This is a genomic window from Haloarcula sp. Atlit-7R (assembly GCF_003666065.1).
GTDB classification, from domain to species: Archaea; Halobacteriota; Halobacteria; order Halobacteriales; family Haloarculaceae; genus Haloarcula; species Haloarcula taiwanensis.
The window spans coordinates 539,004-560,186 of the sequence record NZ_QXIK01000001.1 but is presented as its reverse complement, the minus strand read 5'-3'; the positions used below and the strand labels follow the sequence as shown (position 1 = coordinate 560,186).

Sequence of the window (21,183 nt, the reverse complement as noted above, 5' to 3'; positions counted from 1 at the left end):
CGTTGGAATAGGTATCGATATGGATGTCGACATCGCTACAGTCGCCATCCTCGGGAACGCGGGTGGGGCGCTCATCGGCTTCGCAATCGCTGTCGTCGCCGCCCGGAACCAGGATGTCCCCGGCGCTCGCCAGTACGGCTGGCTCGCGGCCGCTGGGGGTTGCTGGTGTGCGATCTCGATATGGCAGATAGTCGTTTCGGACCCTGCCGCTGTCAAGACAGTGTATCTGCTGTCGCGAACCGCCGCTATGCAGGTCATCGGGCTCTGGATCGTCTTCGCGCTCGTCTACACTGGCCGCCAGTCGTGGCTTCGGCCATCGTCGCTCGGACCGCTGTTTCTCGTGGTAAACGCGGACGTGCTACTACTGCTGACGGACCAGGCACATGACCTCGTCGAGGTGACAGCCGTCCCTGTCACTCAGCTCGGGACGACGCTGGTCGCCATCCAGCGCGGTCCCACGTTCGCGGTACTTCTCGCCGTCAGTTACGGGCTGTTACTGCTCGGATACGCACTCCTGATTGAGTTCTTGTTCCGGTCGCAGAACGTCTATCGGCGACAGACAGCGGCCATCATTATCGGAACCAGCCTTCCGATATTCGTCGCTGTGCTGTATGATTTCGGCTACACACCGCATCCGGCTATCGACCTTACACCGGTGGCGTTCTCGCTCAACGCGGTGCTCGTCGGGTGGGTACTATTCAAAGACGAATCGCTGTCTGTGACGACGCTGTCGGGAGATACGCTCGTTGACAACCTTCCCGACCCGGTCATCGCTCTCACCGACGACTGTGTAATTATCGATTACAACGCCGCAGCGGCCAGCGCGCTGGATCATCCGGACCCCGACGGAGAATCACTTGATGATCTTGCTCCAGGAATCGTCGAGCACATCGAGCGTGGCGAGGTGTTCTCGTTCGGTGATTCGTTCACGTACTACAACCCACAGACGACGAGCCTCACTGATCAGTCCGGGACAGAACGCGGCCGGCTCGTCGTTCTCAGAGACGTAACGGGCCAGCAGCGCCGACAGGACCGACTCGAAGCGCTACAAGCCGCAACACAGCAGTTCATCGAAGCAGAGACCGCCGAGGGAGTCGCTGAGATGGCTGTCGAGTTCGCGACGGCCGTCCTCGATAAGAACGCAGCAGGCGTGTTCATCGAAAACGATCGCGTTCTCGAACCGGCCGTCATCAGCGAGTCGATCGAACAGAACGTCGCGGAAGAGCTGCTGTACGGTTCGCCGACGGACGAGCCTGAAAGCAAACTCTGGAAGACGTACGAGACAGGTGAGATACAGGCTGTCTCACTGGACCAGGATGGACTCGACCCGCTCGACAACGCCCTCATGCTGCCGCTCGGTTCCCACGGCGTGATGGCGATCACGTCACACGACAGCACCCTTGCCACGGAAGACAGGCGGTACGCTGCGATTCTCGCACAGACGACGCAGGTGGCCCTCAATCAAGTCGAACGCGAGCGCGAGCTCCGCCAGAGCCGCAGTTCTGTCCAGCGCCGCCGCGAGCAGATCGAGTTCTTCAATGGCGTCCTCAGACACTCGCTGCACAACGCGATGGTCGTCATCCGTGGCCGCGCGGAACACATCAGAGAAACCGTACCGCGGTCGAAACAGCGACATCTCGACAGCATCAGCGACTGGTGTGGGAAGCTCACTGAGATGAGCGAGACGATACGGGATATCAACAACACGGTGACAGCGAGCGAAGCCGAGCGGCTGGACGCCGTCGACCTCAACGCCACGCTCCGTCGCTCAATTGAGTCGCTCCGGGACGAGTACGATTCGGTAGCTGTCTCCTGTGAACTCGATGAGGACTACAGTGTGCAGGCGAACGAACTGCTCGAAGAGGTCCTCTTGAGTATCCTCCGGAACGCAGTCGAGCACAACGACGCCGACAGCCCGAAGGTGACTGTGTCGGTCCAGCAGGCCAGTGACTGGCTGCAGGTCCGCATCGCTGACAACGGCCCCGGTATGAGTGACGAACTGAAGACGACGGTGTTCGAACGCGGGCTCTCGCCCGATCAGACCGCTGGCGGGTTCGGGCTCTACTTCGTCTCGGTCATGATGGACCTGTACGGCGGGACGCTCTGGTTCGAGGACAATCATCCGACTGGGACCGTCGCGATCCTCGAATTCCAGCAGGCGGTGACAGGCGGTGCGGTCGATGCTGACCAGCCTGTCGACACCAAGACGGCGGCGACCGAAGCGCAAACTAAATCCCACAACCGCGGATAGGTCGGGGTATGATTGGCGTCGTCGGCGGCGGTATCGCCGGCCTCTCGGCAGCGTACCGGCTCCAGCAACGCGGCCACGAGGTCCGCGTCTTCGAGGCGAGCGAGGACCTCGGCGGCCTGGCCGCGACTTACGAAACGGCCGGGGACCACATCGAGAAGTTCTACCACCACCTCTCGAAGTCCGAGGAGACGATAGTCGAACTCGCCGAGGAACTGGGGCTGGGCGACGCCGTGGAGTGGCACATCGGACAGAACGCCTACTACGTCGACGGCGTCGTCCACCCTATGGACAAGCCCTGGGAAATCCTCACGTATCCGCATCTCTCGCTGTACGACACGTTCCGGCTTGGGATGCTCGTCCTCGACATCGACGTTCGCGGCGGCGTCCCCTCGTTTGACACCTACGAGCGACTGGAGGACTTCGAGGACGTGCCCATCGAGGAGTTCGTCGTCGAACACACCACGCGGGGCGTCTACGAGAACTTCTTCGAGCCGCTGCTGGACGCGAAGTTCGGCGACCGGAAAGACGACGTGAGCGCCGCGTGGCTACTTGGCCGGGTCAAGTTCCGCGGCGAACGGGACATCCTGAACGGCGAGATTCTGGGCTACTTCGACGGCGGGTTCGGCCGACTGCTCGACGCGCTGGTCGAGGCCGTGGGCCGGGAGAACATCGAGACGGGCACGCGCGTGACAGCGGTCGATACGGGCGGCGGGGCCGTCTCGTTGCTGACCGTCTCCGACGGCACCGGGACGACGACACACTCGGTCGATGATGTCGTCGTCGCGGCGATGCCGAACGTGCTTGAGGACCTGACCGGCTACGCCTGCGACATCGACTTCCAGGGGACGGTGTGTTCGGTCATCAGCATGGACGAGTCCCTGCTAGATACGTACTGGCTGAACATCGCCGACGACTCCCCGTTCGGCGCGCTCATCGAGCACACGAACTTCGTCTCTCCCGAACGGTACGGCGGCGAGCATCTGCTGTACGTCGCTCGCTACATCCAGAACGAATCTGAGGCGATCTGGCAACAGAGCGACGACGAGGTCGCCGAGACGTGGCTCTCGGGCATCGAGTCGCTGTTCCCCGAGTTCGACCGCGACGCCGTCAACTGGGTGCGGACGGCCCGCAACCCACGGACGGCACCGGTTTACGAGCGCGGGTATCTAGATATGGTCATCCCCTACGACCTCGGCGACGCCGTCGCGGACGGGCTCTACTACGCCGGCATGGCCTCGCGGGCACAGTACCCGGAGCGGTCGCTCAACGGCGGTATCGTCGCGGGTTTCGAATGCGCCGACCGAATCGCGGACGGCTCGGCGGCGACCGATGCAGAATCGCCGCTCTCCGAAGCCCGGCGCTGAGACGCCCGCTAAAGTTCCGCGGTCCGAGACGCCGTTCGTCGCTCAGTCCCCGGCCGCGTTCTCCACGTCGTCCTCGTCGATGACCGGCGCGTCGGTCGCGCTCACATCGTCCGGTTCCTCGCGGCCGCCACCGACAATCATCTCGCCGTCCTCTGTTTCGACATACACGTCGTCGGCGAAGCCACCGACGGCATGGGGGTGTTCCGGCTGGTCCAGCCGCTCCGGCGTGGACGGCGCGTCGGCGACGCCGTCGGCCGGGCGGAAGGAGCCGAGCGGGTCGTCGATGGTGATGCCGTGGGTCTCGAAGAAGTCCGCGTACCGCTCGTAGTGGGCTTCCAGTTCCTCGGCCGGGAACTCCATCATCTCCGTCCAGCCGTGATTGTAGAAGTCGAAGTTGGCCTGGATGTGGGTTATCTCGCGGGCCTCGGCCTCGGAGTAGTCCGCCTCCAGTGCGGCCACGTAGGTGTCCATCGTGGCGTCGAAGAAGTCGTCCAGGTGGTCGCGCCGCTCCTCTCGGTGTGCCTCGTCAGCCTTCCCGAGGAAGATTTTGGTGTGGAGTTTCACCAGCCCGTAGTTGGCCACCGACCGGACACCGGGTGTGGTCAGCGCCTTCTTACTCGCCCAGTGGCGCGGGTTCTGGTAGATTTTCATTTCAGAATCGAATACGGGCCCAAGCGCCTTCAAATCCCCGACTATCGGTGTGTTCAGTGCGCTATCGGAAACGATACACAGATAGCAATCCACATTAGGCCTGATTTCGTATCGGCCGTACATGAGCACGTCGCACGTAATCATCGGTGACGGCATCGCGGGTGCGTCCGCAGCCGAGACAATCCGGGAAGCGGACCCGGACGCGTCGGTCACAGTCCTGACCGACGAGGGGGAGGCACTGTATAACCGGATCCTCATCAAGGAGTTCGCCAAGGGGAAGCTGCCGGAAGCGCCCATCTCCATTCACGAGCCGGAGTGGTACGACGAGCGCGACATTGACCTGCAGCTGAACACCCACGTCACGGACATCGACCCCGACGCCCACGAGATCCAGACCCACGAGGGCGACACCTACGAGTACGACAAACTGCTCGTCGCGACGGGCGGGACGCCGGCACAGCTCCCGGTCGAGAACAGCGACGCCGACGGAATCCACCACTTCTGGACGTTCCAGGATGCGCGTGGCATCCGCGAGCACGCCGACGAGGCCGACCAGGGTATCATCGTCGGCGCGGGCCTGCTCGGCATCGACCTCGCCGCCGTGTGCGCCGCACAGGAAATCGACGCGAAGTACCTGATGCGTGGCAACCGCTGGTGGCGCTACGCGCTCTCGGAGGACGGCGCAGAGATCATTCACGAGGCGCTCGAAGAGAACGGTGTCGAACCCGTCTTCGAATCCGGCGTCGACCACTTCGAAGTCGATGACGATGGCAAAGTTACCGGTGCGGTCGACCCTGACGGTAACCACTACGACGGCGAGTGGGCCGGCGTCGCTATCGGCCTCGATTTCAACACCGAGTTCCTCAACGGGACCGGACTCGAACTCGACGACGGCGTCGTCGTCGACGAGTACATGCAGACCAACGTCGAGGACATCTACGCAGCGGGCGACCTCACCCAGTTCTACGACACCATCCTTGACTCCCAGGCGCAAAACGGCGCGTGGGGTTCGGCCAAGGAGCAGGGCTCGGTCGCCGGAACGAACATGGTCGCCGACGCCGAGGAGAAGGAGTTCCGCTGGGTCTCCTCGTACTCCATCACGCACTTCGACTTCCCGTTCCTCTCCTTCGGTCACCCGACCCGTGGCGACGACGAGGCCGAACGGAAGTACTCCGACAGCGAGTGGCGGCGGCTCGCGTTCGAGGACGGACAGCTTATCGGCGGCGTGCTGATCGGCGACCTCTCACAGCAGTCGGCGTTCAAACAGCTCATCCGCGAGGAGCGACAGGTCGCCGACAAGAAGGAACTGCTACTGGAGAAGGAAGTGGACCTCGAAGAAGTGAAGGCGCAGACGCCCGCGCCGGCCGAATAAGGCCAGTCGACACCGATATTTTTACGCACTGCTGACGTAGCGACGCACATGCGTGACGCCGTTCCCCGCGCCGTTGCCTGGCTCACCCGCCGGGGCGACCAGTCAGGTGAGGCAGACGAACCAAGCGACGACAGCGGCGGCTTTGCCGGCTCGTTGCTCGATGCGTCGGTCAATCATGGGCACGGTCAAGGCAACCCACAGGCTACCGGCGAGATGGCGGCGGTGCGAGAGGAGGCCGACAGGCTCGCGCAGGCGGACAAGAATCGTGAGTAACTGCCCGCGGGAGAACGACGCTCTTTTTTCGCCCTAAAGCGGAGAGTCGCGTATGGATGGCGGCAGCGGCGATATGACACTCGCGTTCGACCTTGACGCCCTCAAGCAACTGGCCTACCCTGACAGCGTGTTCAACGACGCGCGCCAGTGGTCCGAGTACGTCGGCGTCATCTCCGAACAGCCCACCTACGTCGTGACCAACTTCACCCGGAAACACCGGATCAGACAGGACTTCTTCTCCGGCCCGCGCGGCCGCGAGGAGAGTCTCGAAAACGTCAAAGAGCAGTTCGACACCGACCGGCACGTCTTCGTCGGTGCGGACGACGAGGACGCCGACCTCGCCGAAGCGGCGGGCTGGGAGTACCTCCCGGTCACGCAGGCCGCGGAGGCGGCCGAGTGGGACCTCGGCGACCCGGAGACACCGGACGCGACAACCGACGAGGACGAGGCGCGCGACGACTGGCCGTAGGCGACACACTCCCGCTGTCGGCGGGAATCTACGCTTCGACTAGTTTTATATTTTCCCCGAGAGCGACTGAAGATATGGCCCTCCAGATCGGCGATGCCTTGCGTAGCGGTCTCGATACCCTCCTCAGTGAGGACGGACTCCTCGTTACCGGCGTTTTCCTCCTGTTCAACCTCGGGAACACTGTCGCATCCTCCACGTTCACACAGGCGCTGTTCGACGAAGTGATGGACATGGGCGGTCCCGCTGGGCCGGGCGGCTCCGCCGGGGCAGGTGCACCGGGGTTTTCGGTGTCAGATTTCACCGGGCTGTTCAGTCTTGATATCGCATTGCCGGTTGCCGTCGTGATGGTCCTCCTGTTTCTGGTTGTCGGCCAGCTCGTCAAATTCTGGGGGATCAGGCTCTTCACCGAGCCACAGGAGATCATGGACGAGAATACGTCCGAGCGGGCCGTTATGGCCGCCGTCCTCGGTGGCGGCGTCGCAGTCGTCACGTTCGCAGCCTCGATGAGTTCGACCGCGCTGAATGTCAGCGGGCGTCTGCTGCTGGGAGGACTGGCCGGACTCGTTAGCGGCCTCCTCTCCCTGATCGTCGGTCTCGCCTTCGTCTACCTGCTGCAGTCGATTGCCCTGTACGACGGCGGTTACGTCGACACGCTCAAGCACTGCGTCGCGCGGTTCATGGATGCCCCGGCACAGATCATCGTGCTTCTGTTTCTCCTGTTGCTTCTCGGGATCATCCCGGGCATCCCGTCTACGGCGTCAGTTATTTCCGTGTTCCTCCCCGGCTCGTTTGACTTACCGTCCCAGTCGGTGCTGCAGGTCGCGTCAATGGTGTTGAACGCACCAGTGCAGGCGTTCAGTCTCGCAGTGATTACGGACGCGTACCTGCAGGTGCGGGCGGACCGGGACGACGAGTTCTGAGAGCTGGACTCGCGTGCCCTCTTGATACTGGTTTCGGGCCGTCGACCGGGCGGTGTTTAGCTCAAAAACATTTATTCAGCTTTATGTCTCTCCCATCAGGGGTACTGTGTATGGCCCTCCAAATCGGCCGTGCCTTCCAAGACGGTATCGACGAACTACTCAGTGAACGCGGGGCGGCGTTTGCCGGCGTATTCATCGTCTACGGATTACTCAGCTCTGTTGTCTGGGCGTCGCTTTCGCAGGCGTTCACAGAGCTGTTTCTGGGGCAATTGCCGAGTGATGCACAGGTAAATCAGGCGGCAATGGCTGGTGGGACACCACTGGCACTCGACCTGCCGCTTGCAGTTGCTGGCGTCGGTGCGCTCGTGCTGCTTGTTGTCAACGAGGCGCTGAATATTGTCGCGATCCGTGCCTTTGCCAGCGGTGACCGTGAACCGATTCCCGACAATGTGGGCCGGCGGCTCGGGAAGACCGTTGCAGTCGCAATCGTAGCCGGCATTCTCACCACTATCGCAGTGGGGATCGGTATTATTCTGCTCATCATCCCCGGCCTGGTGTTTGCACTCCTGTTTTTCTTTGTCCGACAGGAGATTGCACTGAACGACAGCGGCGTTATCGAGTCTATCAGCAACAGTGTTAGTGTCGTCACCGACAACCTCCTCGCTACGTTTGTCCTGGCCGTTGTTCTCTCGGTGCTCGGACTCGTTCTTGGAGGCGGCTTCAGTTTCCTCCCGGTTCCGTTGCCGCCGATGGTCTTGACGACGGTCTCGACTGTCTTCTCAAGTGTCGTCAGCGTCTTCTCCATCGCTGTGACGACCGTGGCGTACCTCCAAGCAACGGAGTCCAGCTACACACAGGAAACAGCGTCTATCGGCGGGCTCTGAACCACTGTAGTTCGTATCGCGGCCTTTAACCACGCGAACGACCAATCTCAAGTAATGGCTGAACCGCGCGTGCCCGGCGGGCGCGAGTCCGAACTCGAACTGGCCTGTGGCGAACTTGTCGACACGCATGACCTCCATCTGGGCATGCGGGAGTTCGCGTGTGACTGCGGGAAGACACACGCCGTCGTGCTCGACCCGCACCCGCTGGCACGCTTCGTGCCGGAGTTTCTCACCGAGGTGCTGCACGCGACCATCGAGACCAACGACGACTACGACGAGTTCACCACCGTTCACCTGATGGGTGTCGTGATGGAGGAGTTCCCCGAAAAGGTCGTCGCCGCCGACACCAGTGAGGACGGGTCGGTCGGGTTCTCGCTTGCGTGGGTAAGCGACTTCGACTCCCGTCGCCTGCACGAAATCGTCGTCGAACTGCTCGTGGAACTGATGGAACACGCCATCAGCCACGCCGAGGACGACGAGGTGATGGCGGAGTTCGAGGAGCAGATGCTCCAGTTCGACGTCGACGCGTTCGTCGAGCAGTACCGCGACGAGCGTGACTTCGACGGCCGATCGGACACCGCTATCTGAAACAGACACCGACCTGAGTACTTAGTGTGGTGCACTCACACACCCACATATGGCAGGTCGTCTCGCGGTCCTGCTCGTACTCGTGCTTTTGACCGGCTGCGGAGCCTTCGGCGGGGCGGAACGACAGACGGTAACCCCGGTTCCGGTCCCAGAGCAGCCACAGGACAGCCGGGCCGTCCCCGCTGTGACCGAGAACGCTGTCGACGCCAGGCGACTCGCGACGGGCCACCGGCGCGCGACCCGGAACCGCTCGTACGTGCTGGGGATGCGGCTCTCGCTGGAATGGGGGACTCAAATCGTCAGCTTCGTCGTCGAAGACAGGTATCGCTATCAGTTTCGGACCGAAATCATCAACAAAAATTACACCAAGCGAGTGTACAACACCCGGAATCGGCGCTATGTCTACGACGAACGTGCACAGGGTGCATGGAGCGCAACGAGGCGGCCAACCCCGGTCCGCGAGCTGCTCGACCCTGATCCCGCTCGGCTCATCGAAGCATATCTCGCAACGAACGTCAGCGTCAAGCGGCCGAGGGACGGCTGTGACACCTGTCCCGTGATACTCACAGCCACGGAGCCCCCTGCGGCGTTCGAACCGGCCGACAATTACAGCGTGCAGGCGACTGTCCGGCCGGACGGACTCGTCCAGTCGTTCACTGTCTCGTACTGGGATCGTTCCAGAAAGGCTCGGGTCAGTTACGAGATCAGGTACTCCGCGATCGGCGAGACAGCCGTCTCCAGACCGACGTGGGTCCGAAAGCGCTGGGGGAACGCGACAGACAACGACCCTGTCCTGTCCGACAGCCAGCGACGCGCCGCCGTCGGCTGATTTCCCGAAATCAGCCGTCTGACTGTTGTCTGACGGTGTTATATGGTAGTTGCGGTGTTGTGACTGTGTATGGCTATGCGTGAGGGAGAGTTCGAGCGCATCCTGACAGTGCTCGAAGAAGCCGACGCTGACAGCACACTGACGGCCCGCGAGATCTGTGACTTGCTGGAGGAACACGACGAGGCGGTCGGGAGCGCTCACCGCGTTGCAACAGTCCTGGGCCGTCGTGCCCAGTCCGGCGAGGTCGAGGTCATTCAGGGCCAGCCCTATCGGTATCGTGTTCCCGACCGCGACAACTGACCGGATTCAGCAACGCTACCGCTCGAATCCTCTCTTGGTACACCTCTCTAAGAGTGTCTTCCGTGTGCCGCTCAGGTGTTACGATATTCGAAATTAGGCTTCGAGCTTCGCATCCTTTCGCCGGGCTTATTACGATGTATAGACTCCGCTCGTACAATGACAGCGGACGAGGACCGTACAATCCTGCTCATCGGCAGCGGCCCGATCAAGATCGGCCAGGCGGCCGAGTTCGACTACTCCGGCGCACAGGCGTGTCGCGCCCTCCAGGAAGAGGGTGCCCGCGTCGTGCTCGTGAACTCGAACCCGGCGACGATTATGACTGACCCGGAGATGGCGGACAAGGTGTATCTCGAACCCATCAACACTGAGGCCATCTCTGAGATCATCCGAAAGGAAAACCCCGACGGCGTCATCGCCGGTCTGGGCGGCCAGACCGGCCTGAACGTCACGGCCGAACTCGCCGAGGAGGGCGTCCTCGACGAGTACGACGTGGACGTGATGGGGACGCCACTGGACACTATCTACGCGACGGAGGACCGCGACCTGTTCAAACAGCGGATGGAGGACATCGGCGAGCCGGTGCCCCGCTCGACGACCATCACGCTCGACGAGGGCGAGTCGGTCACGGACCTGGACGAGGAGTCGCTGGTCGACCGCGTCGAAGCCGCCGTCGACGAGGTCGGCGGGCTCCCCGTCATCGCACGCACGACGTACACGCTGGGCGGGTCCGGCTCCGGCGTCGTCGACGAGATGGACGAACTCATCGAACGCGTCCGCAAGGGCCTGCGCCTCTCGCGTAACAACGAGGTCCTCATCACCGAGTCCATCTCGGGCTGGGTCGAACTCGAGTACGAAGTGATGCGCGACGCCGACGACTCCTGTATCATCATCTGCAACATGGAGAACATCGACCCGATGGGCATCCACACCGGGGAGTCGACCGTCGTCACGCCCTCGCAGGTCATCCCCGACGAGGGCCACCAGGAGATGCGCGACTCCGCGCTGAAGGTCATCCGCGACCTCGGCATCCAGGGCGGCTGTAACATCCAGTTCGCCTGGCACGACGACGGCACGCCCGGCGGCGAGTACCGCGTCGTCGAGGTCAACCCCCGCGTCTCCCGCTCCTCGGCGCTGGCCTCGAAGGCGACCGGCTACCCCATCGCCCGCGTGACAGCGAAGGTCGCGCTCGGCAAACGGCTCCACGAAATCGACAACGAGATTACCGGCGAGACGACCGCCGCCTTCGAGCCGGCCATCGACTACGTCGTGACGAAGGTGCCACGCTGGCCCATCGACAAGTTCCAGGACACCGAGTTCGAGCTTTCGACGGCGATGAAATCGACCGGCGAGGCGATGTCAATCGGGCGGACCTTCCCCGAGAGCCTGCTGAAGGCGCTTCGCTCCTCGGAGTACAATCCGGCCGCGGACTTCGACGAGATAGCCGACGCGGAACTGGAAACGGAGTACCTCGAGAAGCCGACGCCGGACCGCCCGTACGCGATGTTAGAGGCGTTCTGTCGCGGCTACACCGTCGAGGAAGTCGTCGACATCACCGACATCAAGGAGTGGTACGTCGAGCGGTTCAAGGAGGTCGCCGACGCCGCCGAGGCCGCCCGCGATGGTGACTACGAGACCGCTGCACAGGCCGGCTTCACCGACCAAGAGATAACCGCGCTGGCCGGCGGCGAGTTCAACGACACGCACGTCTCCTGGCTCCCGGCCGACCTCGACCAAGACGGCGGCGACGAGCCGGAAGTCGAGGCGGCGACCGACGGTAGCGGTGTGCAGATCGAGAACGTCGAGACGGACACGACCGACCGCGACTTCAAGCTCGTCGACACCTGCGCCGGCGAGTTCGAGGCGACGACGCCGTACTACTACTCGACGCGGGACCCGCTGTCGGGCATCGACCGCAACGAACTCCAGATAGACCCCGACCTAGAGAGCGTCGTCGTCGTCGGCGGCGGCCCCATCCGCATCGGGCAGGGCGTGGAGTTCGACTACTGCTCGGTCCACGCCGTCCGCGCGCTGGAGGAACTGGGCATCGACGCCCACGTCGTCAACAACAACCCCGAGACGGTCTCGACCGACTACGACACCTCCGACGGGCTGTTCTTCGAGCCGGTCACCGCCGAGGAGGTCGCCGACGTCATTGAGGCGACCAACGCCGACGGCGTGATGGTCCAGTTTGGCGGCCAGACCTCCGTCGACATCGGCCACCCGCTCGAACAGGAACTCAAGCGCCGCGATCTCGACTGTGAGATTATGGGCACGTCCGTCGACGCGATGGACCTCGCGGAGGACCGCGACCGCTTCAACAAACTGATGGACGAACTCGGCATCTCACAGGCCGAGGGCGGCTCCGCGACCTCCAAGGAGGAGGCCCTTGAGCTGGCCCACGACATCGGCTACCCGGTCCTCGTGCGCCCGAGCTACGTGCTCGGCGGCCGCGCGATGGACGTGGTGTACAACGACGAGGACCTCGAAACGTACATCGAGGAGGCCGTCCGTGTGAGCCCGGACAAGCCGATTCTCGTCGACGAGTTCCTCGCCGACGCCGTCGAACTGGATGTCGACGCTGTCGCCGACGAGGACGACATCCTCATCGGCGGCGTGATGGAACACGTCGAAACCGCCGGCGTCCACTCCGGGGACTCGGCCTGCATGATTCCGCCCCGCTCCCAGGAAATCAAGGACGTGATGCCCCGCATCCGCGAGGTCGTCGAGGACATCGCCGACGCGCTGGATACGGTCGGCCTGCTGAACGTCCAGCTGGCGGTGCGTGACGGCGAGGTGTTCGTCCTCGAAGCGAACCCGCGCTCCTCGCGCACTGTCCCGTTCATCTCCAAGACCGCCGGCGTCCCAATCGCCAAAATCGCCGCCAAGGTGATGTCCGGCGCGTCGCTGTCCGACCTTGACGTGCAGGAGCAGATTCCCGAGCAGGTCTCTGTCAAGGAGGTCGTCCTGCCGTTCGACCGCCTGCCGGGTTCGGACCCGCGTCTCGGCCCCGAGATGAAATCAACCGGCGAGGTCATGGGCACCGCCGGCTCCTTCGGCAAGGCCTACCAGAAGGCCCAGATGGCCGTCGGCAAGGCAATCCCGCTCGAAGGCACGGCCATCGTCGACCTGCCCATCCTCGGCTTCGAGGAGCACTTCGACGTGCGGGACTTCGACGACTACGAGGACACCGACGCCATCATCGACGCCATCCAGAGCGGCGAGGTCGACCTCGTCCTCTCCCGCGACCGCGACGTGCTTGAAGCCTGTGTCGAGGAGACGGTGACGTACTTCTCGACCCACGAGAGCGCTGAGGCGGCGCTTGAAGCGATCAACTCCGCCGACCAGCCACTCGCTGTACAGGCCATTGACGAGCGGCCAAAGACCCAGCGCGAGTGGGGCGCTGAGTAACCCGACCGCCCGTCAGGGACAGGTCGCTCATTGCGGTAGCACTGATTCCGATCACTCGAACAGACGGGCACAAATACTTATTCGTTGGACCCGCCCATGTATCATTCATGGCCGATGCCGTACGTGTCCTCCACGTCGAGGACGACCCCGAGTTCGCGTCGATGACGGCAGCGTTTCTCAGCCGTACCGACGACCGGTTCGACGTGGTCTCGGCAACGTCGGCGAACGAGGGACTCACCCGGCTCAGCGAAGAACCAATCGACTGTGTCGTCTCCGATTTCGATATGCCCGGGCAGGACGGCATCGAATTTCTGGAATCTGTCCGGGCTGTCGATGAAGACCTCCCGTTCATCCTCTTTACTGGGAAAGGTTCCGAGGAAGTGGCCAGTGAGGCCATTTCGGCCGGTGTGACTGACTACCTCCAGAAGCAGCAGGGGACTGACCAGTACACGATTCTCGCCAACCGCATCACTAACGCGGTCGAGCAGTACCGATCACAGCAAGCACTGGACGCGAGCCGGAAGCGACTCTCGCTGTTTATCGATAAGTCGCCGCTCGGCGTCATCGAGTGGGACGAGAGCTTTGAGGTGGCGCAGGTCAACGAGAAAGGCGAAGAAATCCTGCAGCGAGCGGAGTCGGCGCTCGTCGGCACGGGATTTGAGACGCTTGTTCCGGACTCGTCGCGGGATGCAGTCGAAGAGACGATCACGGCCCTGCAGGAAGGCAGCGGCGGCTACTATACGGTACTCGATATCGAGACCGGTAACGGTGAGCAGATTGTCTGTGAGTGGCACAACCGCATCATCCGAGAGAACGGAGAGACTGTCGCGATATTCTCGCAGTTTCAGGAGATAACGGAGCGTCGGCGGCGACAGCAGCGCATCGAGGCGTTGCACGACACAACGCGGGAGCTGATGCACGCCGAGTCTCGCGAGGATGTCGCCGCACTGGTCGTCGAAACCGCACGCGACCCGCTCGGACTGCCGCTCAGCGCTGTCTTTCTCGCCGACGAGTCAGCCGACCTTCTCAGACCGGCCGCGGCGACCGACCAGGCACAGGCGAGTATCGGCGAGCACCCGACGTTTAGCGAGGGTGACAGTCTCGTCTGGGAGGTGTTCGACTCCGGTGAACAGCGCGTCTTCGACGATATCTCCACTCACCCTGACCGCTACAACCCCGACACCGACATCAGCAGCGAGATACTACTCCCGCTGGGCGACCACGGCGTGCTGGTCGCCGGCTCGACTGACGCCGCCGCGTTCGAGGACGCATCGGTCTCGCTGATGCGAACCCTCGCTGCGAACACCGAGGAGGCGCTTTCCAGACTCGACCGGCAGCAAGAACTCAGAACGCTCACAGAGCGGCACGAACTCGCGCTCGAAGGTGCCGAACTCGGCGTCTGGGACTGGAACGTCAAGACGGACGCGGTCACCTTCGACGAGCGGTGGGCCGACATGCTCGGGTACTCGCTGGACGAACTCGAACCCACGGTCGACACCTGGGACGAACTGATACACCCGGAGGACCGCGAGCAAACATACGAGGCGCTGAACGCCCATCTCGACGGCGAGACGGAGATCTACGAATGTGACCACCGGCTCAGGACGGCCACTGGTGAGTACCGGTGGATCCGCGACATCGGCAAGGTGTTCGAACGCGACGAGAACGGCGACCCGGTTCGTGCAGTGGGGATCCATCAGGACGTGACCGACCACAAAGAGCGGAAACAGGAACTCGAAGACACGAGCCGCAAACTCCAGGTCATTCTCGACACAGCCCCGACCTACATCCTGATGAAAGACACCGATAGTCGATTTCTGTTCATCAACAGCGCGGCCCGTGACCTCTACGGGATCGACGCCGACGAGTCCGTCGTCGGAATGTCCGATTACGATATTCTCCCGGACCACATCGCGGAGCAGACCCACGCCGACGATCAGCGGGCCCTCGAACAGAAAGAGACCGTCGAAGTCGAAACGGTGATCCCTGTCGACGGGACAGATCGAACACATCTGACGCGGAAGACACCGATACTCGACGAGGACGGCGAGCCCTACGCTCTCTGTGTCGTCGCGACCGACATCACCGACCAGAAACGGCGCGAACAGGAACTGGCCCGACTCACTGACGAGTATGAGGCAGTGTTCGAGAACACGAACGACGCTATCGCGCTCGTCGACATCGAGGGGTCGGCAGACGAGCAGACGTTCCGCTACGTCCGGACGAACGAGGCCTACGAACGCCAGACCGGATTCGACACCGACTCGCTGACCGGGCAGACCCCGGTCGAGGCCGCCGGTCCGGACATCGGTCGGCGAATCGCTGACCACTACGAGCGGTGTGCCTCGGCTGGCGAGACCATCACATACGAGGAGCGGGACCTCGGCCCCACCGGTGTCTGGGAAACACAGGTAACGCCGATCTTCGCTGACGGGGCGGTCACTCGGCTCGTTGTCATTTCACGGGACATCTCTGACCGGATCGAGTACCGCGAGGAACTGGAGCGACAGAACGACCGGCTCGAAGAGTTCGCGAGCATCGTCAGTCACGACCTCCGGAACCCGCTCGGCGTCCTCGAAGGTTCGCTCACCCTTGCCAGAGACACCGGCGAGGACGAGCAGTTCGACCGCTGTTTCCGCGCAATCGACCGCATGAAGGAGCTCATTGAGGACCTGCTAACCCTCGCCCGCGAGGGGGATACAGTGTCGGAGACGGAGCCGCTCGACCTCGAATCGACTGCACGGTCCTGCTGGCGGGCCGTCGAGACTGACGACGCTACCCTCGAAATCCCGGCTGAAAGCCCAATCCATGCCGACGAGAGCCGCGTTCGTCAACTCCTCGAAAATCTCATCAACAACGCCGTGACACACGGCGGCTCAGACGTCACTGTCAAAATCGGTGAACTCGACGGTTCAGGGTTCTATGTTGCCGATGATGGCGATGGTATCCCGCCAGAAAAACACGAAACGGTGTTTGAGAGCGGCTACACCACCACTGACGGAGGCACCGGGTTCGGGCTCGCTATCGTTAAGGAGATCGCAGAAGCACACGACTGGTCGGTGTCCGTGACAGAAAGCGACGACGGCGGTGCACGGTTCGAATTCAGAGGCGTCAGGCAGGAGTCATAGCGTGTCTGTGCTTTCGCAGCTTTTTCTGCGTACCGAAGCAAGTCTTCTATCTCATAACTGTTGTGTCGATATTGTGGCTATAAATAGTAATAAATGGGGTATTGGTGACTACATGTCCTGTTCTGCGCCAATAATGGCACGTTCGTAACACTCATCTCCGGGGCTGTGACATTAGCTGTATGGATCGCGTTGCAATCGCTGTCGCTGCTCCGGGAAGTCGATGAGAGAGGACGTCATCAAGCGGGCGGAGACAGTCGCTGAGATGGCCCCCGGTGATTCGGTCACGGCGGGAGTCCTCGCTGGATACAAGAGTCGCTTCTCCGAGTCACCACCGCTGAACAACCCACCGCTGACGTACCTCGACGGGGCTGAAGCCCCGGCGTATCTCCTGACCAACGGGAAGCGCGGCATCGGACGCGGGACGAAACGCAAGACCGACTCACCGGTCGGCGACCGCCGGACAGTCATTCTGGTCACCGGCCGCCGGACCCTCTGTCTCATTGGGAAAGCCGAGGACGACGATGTCATCGAGATCCCACACGAGTCGGTCGCCGACGTCACCACCAAGTCCGGGTTCCGAGCGCACCGCCTCGCGCTCCGCACCCCACGGAAAATGTACCACTGCTGGGTACACCGCAAGACCGACAAAGCAACACTCAACGCGGCCGCCGAGTTCATCGAGACACACCAGCAGGACAGTCCGGACGCAATCGACGGCGACGACACCGCCAACCGGGTGATGTATCGCGGCCGCCCCGTTGCACCGCAAGACACCACACACGAAACCGAAGACAGCGACCAGACGACGTACTATCGCGGGCAGCCAATCGACGACGACAGCGACTGAAAGACGTGGCTCAGGCGCGTGCAAACCGCGTTACTGTTCCCAGAGCACTTCGTTCCCCGCTCGGGCATTCGGAGACCCCTCGCTACGCTCGGGCTCTCCCCGCTCACGGCTGCGCCGTTCGCGTCTCGCGGTTCTCGCTCGCGTTGCTCGCTCCGAACCGCGCTATTCCCCCGCCATCCCCAGCACATCGTCGAAGAAGCCAAGCGAGTCGTGCGGACCGGGGTTGGCCTCGGGGTGGTACTGGCGCGTGATGATGTTCAGGTCGTCGTTCTCCAGCCCCTCCGGCGTGTCGTCGTTGACGTTGACCTGAGTCACGTCCAGTTTGTCGCCGGGGTCGGCGACGGTGTAGCCGTGGTTCTGGGTCGTCATCACGACCTGGTTCGAGCGCAGGTCACGGACGGGCTGATTCACGCCGCGGTGGCCGAACTCCATCTTCTCGGTCTCGCCGCCGAGCGCGTTGGCGACGACCTGCTGGCCGAGACAGATGCCGGCGAGCGGCACGTCACCGACGTAGGTCTCGACGAGTTCGCCGGCCTGCTCGAAGTTCTGTGGGTCGCCCGGGCCGTTCGAGATGAACAGCAGGTCCGGGTCGACGGCGGCCACGTCGTCCTCGCTGGCGTCGTACGGGAAGACATGGACCTCGGCGTCGCGTTCGACAAGCGACTCGACGATAGAGCCCTTCGCACCGCAGTCGACCAGCGCGACCGTCGCGCCGTCGCCGCCCTCGTTGTGGACCTCCATCTCGTCGACGGAGACCTGCGCGCCGATGTCGGTGTGGTCGGACATGTGCTTGCACTCGTGGAGTTCGTCGAGCGCGTCCTGCTCGGTCACGTCCGGACCGGCGGCGATGCCGCATTTCATCGCCCCCTCGTCGCGGATTTCGGTCACGATGTCGCGCGTGTCCAGATGGTCGACAGCGGGAACGCCCTCTGATGCCAGCCACTCGGCCACATCGTCGGTCATCTCGCGGGCGACGGCCGCGCGCGGGTGGACGCGGTCGGACTCGAAGCGCTCCTCTCGGACGCCGTAGTTCCCGATGAGCGGATAGGAGAACGTCAGGACCTGCTCCTCGTAGGACGGATCGGTGAGACTCTCCTCGTACCCGGTGTACGCTGTTGTAAAGACCAGTTCGCCGCGGGCCGTCCCCGGAGCGCGAGCGCGCGCCTCGATGACGCGGTCGCCTTCGATTGCCACGTATGCGTCAGCCATTACGAGATGCGTATACTATAGTCGGTCATAAGGGTTGCTTTCGAAGACGAGTTTCGAATTTCGCAATCCTCAAGTCACGACCGGTGATACTATCTCACCTCGATGGACGACCTCGACAGAGAGATACTTTCGATACTCCGCCGGGACGCCCGAACCCCGTACACGGAAATCGCGGACCGGGTCGGTACGTCGGAAGGGACTGTGCGAAACCGCGTCGAACGACTGGTCGACGACGGCGTTATCGAGCGTTTCACCGTTGCGACGCGGACCGGCAACGTGAAAGCGATGATCGAGGTTAGCGTCGACGTAAACGTCGACACGGCCGAGGTCTCGGACCGTATCGCCGATTGGCAGGAGGTCGACTTCGTCTGGCAGGTTTCCGGGGAGGAGGACATTGTTGTCGTCGTCGACGCCGCTGACACCGACGCGGTCAACGGACTCATTACGCAGGCGCGTGAACTCGAAGAGGTTGTCGGGACGAAGACGAGGTTGATTTTGAACGAGCGCGTCGGGTGAGCAGCGAGGTCGCTACGAGGCCGGAAGTGACAACCTGATTTCATATCCGCTGGGCTACGAGAAACGGTATGCAGCTCCCGGCGGGTCTAGATATCGACATCGCCTCGACGTACGGCCAACTCGCGACCGACGGGGCGCAGTTCCTCGCGGTCGCGGCGCTACTCTACGCTCTCGGCCGACTGATCGCCGTGCCGGTGGCCCGATGGCTGCTGACACGGATGGAGACTAACAAGACAGTTGCCAGTGCGCTGACCAGTGCTGTCCACCTGTTGTCGGTTGTCGTTGCGGTGGTAATCGGTGCTAGCGTTGCGGGCTTTCAGGGCGCGCTTGCGGGGTCGACCCTGCTGGCGGCAGGTATCACACTGGCAGTGGGACTGGCGGCACAGGACGTGCTCGGGAACTTTGTCGCCGGCGCGTTCATCGTGACTGACCCGGACCTGAACGTCGGTGACGTCATCGCCTGGAACGGGATGCAGGGGACGGTGGTCGATATCGACCTGCGGGTGACCCGGATTCGGACGTTGGACAACGAACGCATCATCGTCCCGAACACGGCACTGGCAACGAGCGCGGTGACGAACCAGACATCGACTGGCCCCGTCGGGATTTCTTACCAGTTCGGTATCGGCTACGAGGACGATATCGAAACGGTACAGGTTATCATCGAAAACGCCGCCCGCGACCTCGACCACGTCTCGGAGAAGCCAGCTCCGACAGCCAGGGTCACCGACCTCGCGTCGACGGCGATCATCCTGACAGGCCGGATCTGGATTCCCAACAAACGGCGGAACCGACTCGCGTCAGTCAAGGCCGCGTTCATCCGGCAGGTGAAGGAGGACTGCCACGCGGAAGGCATCGACCTCAGCGACACGAGCCAGCACGAACTCGCCGGCGAGATCGGCGTCCACGACAGCGTTAAGCCGACGCGCGAGCGACCCGAATAGCGCCGGTCCGAACAGGGTTCGACCCGCGCTGTCTGCGGGATTCCCGGCGCCCGTACGTTTATACTTATTCACAAAATGGTACGTATATGGACGAGAAGCGATTCGTCGTCGCCCTCTTTGGTCTCGCTGTTGCGGTGGTGGTCAGTGTCCTCGCATATCAGTTCATCGCGGCGTTGACCGTCTCCGTCTTCCTCTATTATTCGACGCGACGGTATTACAGTTCCTTGCGCAGGCTTCGCCTTCCGGCGCGGGTGCGTGCGGTCGTCGTTATGGCTTCGTTGGCGATCCCCCTCCTGTTGCTCGTCAGCTATGCGGCCGTCCTCCTCATTGTCGAAGCCCGACAGTTCGTGACCCAGTACGCGCTCGTTGACGTGGCTGCAACGCACATCAGTTGGCTGGACGGGGCAGAGTCCGTGCCGGACCTCACCGTCGAGGGGCTGTACAGCGCCTACCAGTCGGGGCAGCTCACGCCGTTCGTCGACTTCCTCAGCGAAAACGCGATGGTGCTTACCTCGGTCGCTTCCCAGTTCGTTCTCAATCTGTTCATCACGACCATCGTCACGTACTACCTGCTGGTGGACGGGCGGCGTATCCGCGAATGGCTACTCCGGTTCGACGATGGGGCCATCATCCGTGAGTACCTCGAAGCCGTCGACGAGGAACTGGAAGCGGTGCTGTTCGGCAATCTCCTGAACGTGTTGGCGATTTCGCTTATCGCTATCGCTGCATTCACCGGTTATAACGTCGTCGCGCCAGCGGCCGTCGAGGTCCCGTATCCGACGCTCGCCGGCGCGCTGACCGGTATCGCGAGCTTGATTCCCGTCGTCGGGATGAAGATAATCTACCTCCCGCTGACCGGTATCACCGCACTCCCGGTGGTGCTTGACGGGCAGTCGTCGCTGCTCGTGTACGTCCTTGGGTTCCTCCTCGTCGCGGTGGTCGTCGTCGACACGATTCCGGACCTGCTGCTCCGGCCACTTCTCAGCGGCGAGAGCACGCACGTCGGGCTCCTGATGCTGGCGTATACGCTCGGCCCGGTCGTGCTGGGGTTCTACGGGCTCTTTTTTGCCCCTATACTGCTCGTCGTCGGCATGACGTTCGCGAACACGGCATTACCCCGTTTACTCGGTGCGAGCGAACCGGACGGTATCCACCCCGACCAGTTGCGACTGGAAGACTTCAGCTAGCCGCCACAGCGGTGACCAACAGCCGAACGTGTGTCGGGTTCGC

At 62.7% G+C, this 21,183-nt stretch carries 18 protein-coding genes; 16 read left to right on the top strand and 2 right to left on the bottom strand.

Annotation, left to right across the window (positions count from 1 at the left end; genetic code table 11):
• Nucleotides 1-19 precede the first annotated feature (19 nt).
• Both D3D01_RS02895 and D3D01_RS02890 read left to right on the top strand, forming a co-directional pair.
• Nucleotides 20-2,251 (top strand): histidine kinase N-terminal 7TM domain-containing protein, encoded by a 2,232-nt coding sequence (locus D3D01_RS02895; protein WP_121511172.1) that lies wholly within the window; start codon nucleotides 20-22, stop codon nucleotides 2,249-2,251.
• 8 nt (nucleotides 2,252-2,259) lie between these two features.
• Entirely contained in the window at nucleotides 2,260-3,615 is a 1,356-nt protein-coding gene (locus D3D01_RS02890) for an NAD(P)/FAD-dependent oxidoreductase (RefSeq protein WP_121511171.1), read from the top strand.
• Between the two features lie 42 nt (nucleotides 3,616-3,657).
• Here D3D01_RS02890 and D3D01_RS02885 read toward each other — a convergent pair whose 3' ends face one another.
• The gene (locus D3D01_RS02885; RefSeq protein ID WP_121511170.1) at nucleotides 3,658-4,266 is read right to left on the bottom strand and encodes a DUF6149 family protein; all 609 of its coding nucleotides are present in this window, start codon (nucleotides 4,264-4,266) and stop codon (nucleotides 3,658-3,660) included.
• Nucleotides 4,267-4,387: 121 nt separating this feature from the next.
• Here D3D01_RS02885 and D3D01_RS02880 point away from each other — a divergent pair, with 121 nt between their 5' ends.
• The 11 genes from D3D01_RS02880 to D3D01_RS02830 all read left to right on the top strand — a co-directional run bounded on the left by D3D01_RS02880 (nucleotide 4,388) and on the right by D3D01_RS02830 (nucleotide 17,284).
• Nucleotides 4,388-5,638, top strand: coding sequence for an NAD(P)/FAD-dependent oxidoreductase (locus tag D3D01_RS02880; protein ID WP_101349307.1), 1,251 nt, complete (start codon nucleotides 4,388-4,390; stop codon nucleotides 5,636-5,638).
• Between the two features lie 48 nt (nucleotides 5,639-5,686).
• Nucleotides 5,687-5,911 carry a hypothetical protein gene (locus D3D01_RS02875; RefSeq protein WP_121511169.1) on the top strand — a complete coding sequence of 75 codons (225 nt, stop codon included), beginning with the start codon at nucleotides 5,687-5,689 and terminating at the stop codon, nucleotides 5,909-5,911.
• Nucleotides 5,912-5,963: 52 nt separating this feature from the next.
• Complete coding sequence (locus D3D01_RS02870; protein ID WP_101349309.1) at nucleotides 5,964-6,380, top strand: hypothetical protein; 417 nt, start codon at nucleotides 5,964-5,966, stop codon at nucleotides 6,378-6,380.
• 74 nt (nucleotides 6,381-6,454) lie between these two features.
• Nucleotides 6,455-7,300, top strand: a complete 846-nt coding sequence (locus D3D01_RS02865; protein ID WP_121511168.1) for a hypothetical protein — start codon at nucleotides 6,455-6,457, stop codon at nucleotides 7,298-7,300.
• Nucleotides 7,301-7,410: 110 nt separating this feature from the next.
• Nucleotides 7,411-8,184, top strand: a complete 774-nt coding sequence (locus D3D01_RS02860) for a hypothetical protein (RefSeq protein ID WP_121511167.1) — start codon at nucleotides 7,411-7,413, stop codon at nucleotides 8,182-8,184.
• A 54-nt stretch (nucleotides 8,185-8,238) separates the two neighbouring features.
• Complete coding sequence (locus tag D3D01_RS02855; RefSeq protein WP_101349312.1) at nucleotides 8,239-8,772, top strand: DUF5815 family protein; 534 nt, start codon at nucleotides 8,239-8,241, stop codon at nucleotides 8,770-8,772.
• Between the two features lie 49 nt (nucleotides 8,773-8,821).
• Nucleotides 8,822-9,601, top strand: coding sequence for a hypothetical protein (locus tag D3D01_RS02850; RefSeq protein WP_121511166.1), 780 nt, complete (start codon nucleotides 8,822-8,824; stop codon nucleotides 9,599-9,601).
• Nucleotides 9,602-9,670: 69 nt separating this feature from the next.
• Nucleotides 9,671-9,901 (top strand): hypothetical protein, encoded by a 231-nt coding sequence (locus tag D3D01_RS02845; protein WP_101349314.1) that lies wholly within the window; start codon nucleotides 9,671-9,673, stop codon nucleotides 9,899-9,901.
• 156 nt (nucleotides 9,902-10,057) lie between these two features.
• On the top strand, nucleotides 10,058-13,309 hold the full coding sequence (carB, locus tag D3D01_RS02840) for a carbamoyl-phosphate synthase large subunit (protein ID WP_121511165.1): 3,252 nt from the start codon (nucleotides 10,058-10,060) through the stop codon (nucleotides 13,307-13,309).
• Between the two features lie 107 nt (nucleotides 13,310-13,416).
• Complete coding sequence (locus D3D01_RS02835) at nucleotides 13,417-16,437, top strand: PAS domain S-box protein (protein WP_121511164.1); 3,021 nt, start codon at nucleotides 13,417-13,419, stop codon at nucleotides 16,435-16,437.
• Between the two features lie 220 nt (nucleotides 16,438-16,657).
• Complete coding sequence (locus tag D3D01_RS02830; RefSeq protein WP_121511163.1) at nucleotides 16,658-17,284, top strand: PH domain-containing protein; 627 nt, start codon at nucleotides 16,658-16,660, stop codon at nucleotides 17,282-17,284.
• Between the two features lie 162 nt (nucleotides 17,285-17,446).
• Here D3D01_RS02830 and carA read toward each other — a convergent pair whose 3' ends face one another.
• On the bottom strand, nucleotides 17,447-18,493 hold the full coding sequence (gene carA / locus D3D01_RS02825) for a glutamine-hydrolyzing carbamoyl-phosphate synthase small subunit (RefSeq protein WP_101349318.1): 1,047 nt from the start codon (nucleotides 18,491-18,493) through the stop codon (nucleotides 17,447-17,449).
• Between the two features lie 102 nt (nucleotides 18,494-18,595).
• On the opposite strand from carA, the gene D3D01_RS02820 reads away from it, so the two are divergent.
• The 3 genes from D3D01_RS02820 (at nucleotide 18,596) to D3D01_RS02810 (ending at nucleotide 21,140) form a co-directional block, all read left to right on the top strand.
• Nucleotides 18,596-19,009, top strand: coding sequence for an Lrp/AsnC family transcriptional regulator (locus tag D3D01_RS02820; RefSeq protein ID WP_004518577.1), 414 nt, complete (start codon nucleotides 18,596-18,598; stop codon nucleotides 19,007-19,009).
• A gap of 68 nt (nucleotides 19,010-19,077) precedes the next feature.
• On the top strand, nucleotides 19,078-19,953 hold the full coding sequence (locus D3D01_RS02815; RefSeq protein ID WP_121511162.1) for a mechanosensitive ion channel family protein: 876 nt from the start codon (nucleotides 19,078-19,080) through the stop codon (nucleotides 19,951-19,953).
• Between the two features lie 86 nt (nucleotides 19,954-20,039).
• On the top strand, nucleotides 20,040-21,140 hold the full coding sequence (locus D3D01_RS02810) for an AI-2E family transporter (protein WP_101349320.1): 1,101 nt from the start codon (nucleotides 20,040-20,042) through the stop codon (nucleotides 21,138-21,140).
• Nucleotides 21,141-21,183: the final 43 nt, after the last annotated feature.

What these genes read in the sequence shown, in the direction of transcription:
- D3D01_RS02880 (WP_101349307.1), top strand. Translation starts at nt 4,388, where the DNA reads ATGAGCACGTCGCACGTAATCATCGGTGACGGCATCGCGGGTGCGTCC.
- D3D01_RS02810 (WP_101349320.1), top strand. Translation starts at nt 20,040, where the DNA reads ATGGACGAGAAGCGATTCGTCGTCGCCCTCTTTGGTCTCGCTGTTGCG.
- D3D01_RS02865 (WP_121511168.1), top strand. Translation starts at nt 6,455, where the DNA reads ATGGCCCTCCAGATCGGCGATGCCTTGCGTAGCGGTCTCGATACCCTC.
- D3D01_RS02890 (WP_121511171.1), top strand. Translation starts at nt 2,260, where the DNA reads ATGATTGGCGTCGTCGGCGGCGGTATCGCCGGCCTCTCGGCAGCGTAC.
- carB (WP_121511165.1), top strand. Translation starts at nt 10,058, where the DNA reads ATGACAGCGGACGAGGACCGTACAATCCTGCTCATCGGCAGCGGCCCG.
- D3D01_RS02830 (WP_121511163.1), top strand. Translation starts at nt 16,658, where the DNA reads ATGAGAGAGGACGTCATCAAGCGGGCGGAGACAGTCGCTGAGATGGCC.
- D3D01_RS02870 (WP_101349309.1), top strand. Translation starts at nt 5,964, where the DNA reads ATGGATGGCGGCAGCGGCGATATGACACTCGCGTTCGACCTTGACGCC.
- D3D01_RS02885 (WP_121511170.1), bottom strand. Translation starts at nt 4,266, where the DNA reads ATGAAAATCTACCAGAACCCGCGCCACTGGGCGAGTAAGAAGGCGCTG.
- D3D01_RS02845 (WP_101349314.1), top strand. Translation starts at nt 9,671, where the DNA reads ATGGCTATGCGTGAGGGAGAGTTCGAGCGCATCCTGACAGTGCTCGAA.
- D3D01_RS02850 (WP_121511166.1), top strand. Translation starts at nt 8,822, where the DNA reads ATGGCAGGTCGTCTCGCGGTCCTGCTCGTACTCGTGCTTTTGACCGGC.
- D3D01_RS02820 (WP_004518577.1), top strand. Translation starts at nt 18,596, where the DNA reads ATGGACGACCTCGACAGAGAGATACTTTCGATACTCCGCCGGGACGCC.
- D3D01_RS02855 (WP_101349312.1), top strand. Translation starts at nt 8,239, where the DNA reads ATGGCTGAACCGCGCGTGCCCGGCGGGCGCGAGTCCGAACTCGAACTG.
- D3D01_RS02815 (WP_121511162.1), top strand. Translation starts at nt 19,078, where the DNA reads ATGCAGCTCCCGGCGGGTCTAGATATCGACATCGCCTCGACGTACGGC.
- D3D01_RS02860 (WP_121511167.1), top strand. Translation starts at nt 7,411, where the DNA reads ATGGCCCTCCAAATCGGCCGTGCCTTCCAAGACGGTATCGACGAACTA.
- D3D01_RS02875 (WP_121511169.1), top strand. Translation starts at nt 5,687, where the DNA reads ATGCGTGACGCCGTTCCCCGCGCCGTTGCCTGGCTCACCCGCCGGGGC.
- carA (WP_101349318.1), bottom strand. Translation starts at nt 18,493, where the DNA reads ATGGCTGACGCATACGTGGCAATCGAAGGCGACCGCGTCATCGAGGCG.
- D3D01_RS02895 (WP_121511172.1), top strand. Translation starts at nt 20, where the DNA reads ATGGATGTCGACATCGCTACAGTCGCCATCCTCGGGAACGCGGGTGGG.
- D3D01_RS02835 (WP_121511164.1), top strand. Translation starts at nt 13,417, where the DNA reads ATGGCCGATGCCGTACGTGTCCTCCACGTCGAGGACGACCCCGAGTTC.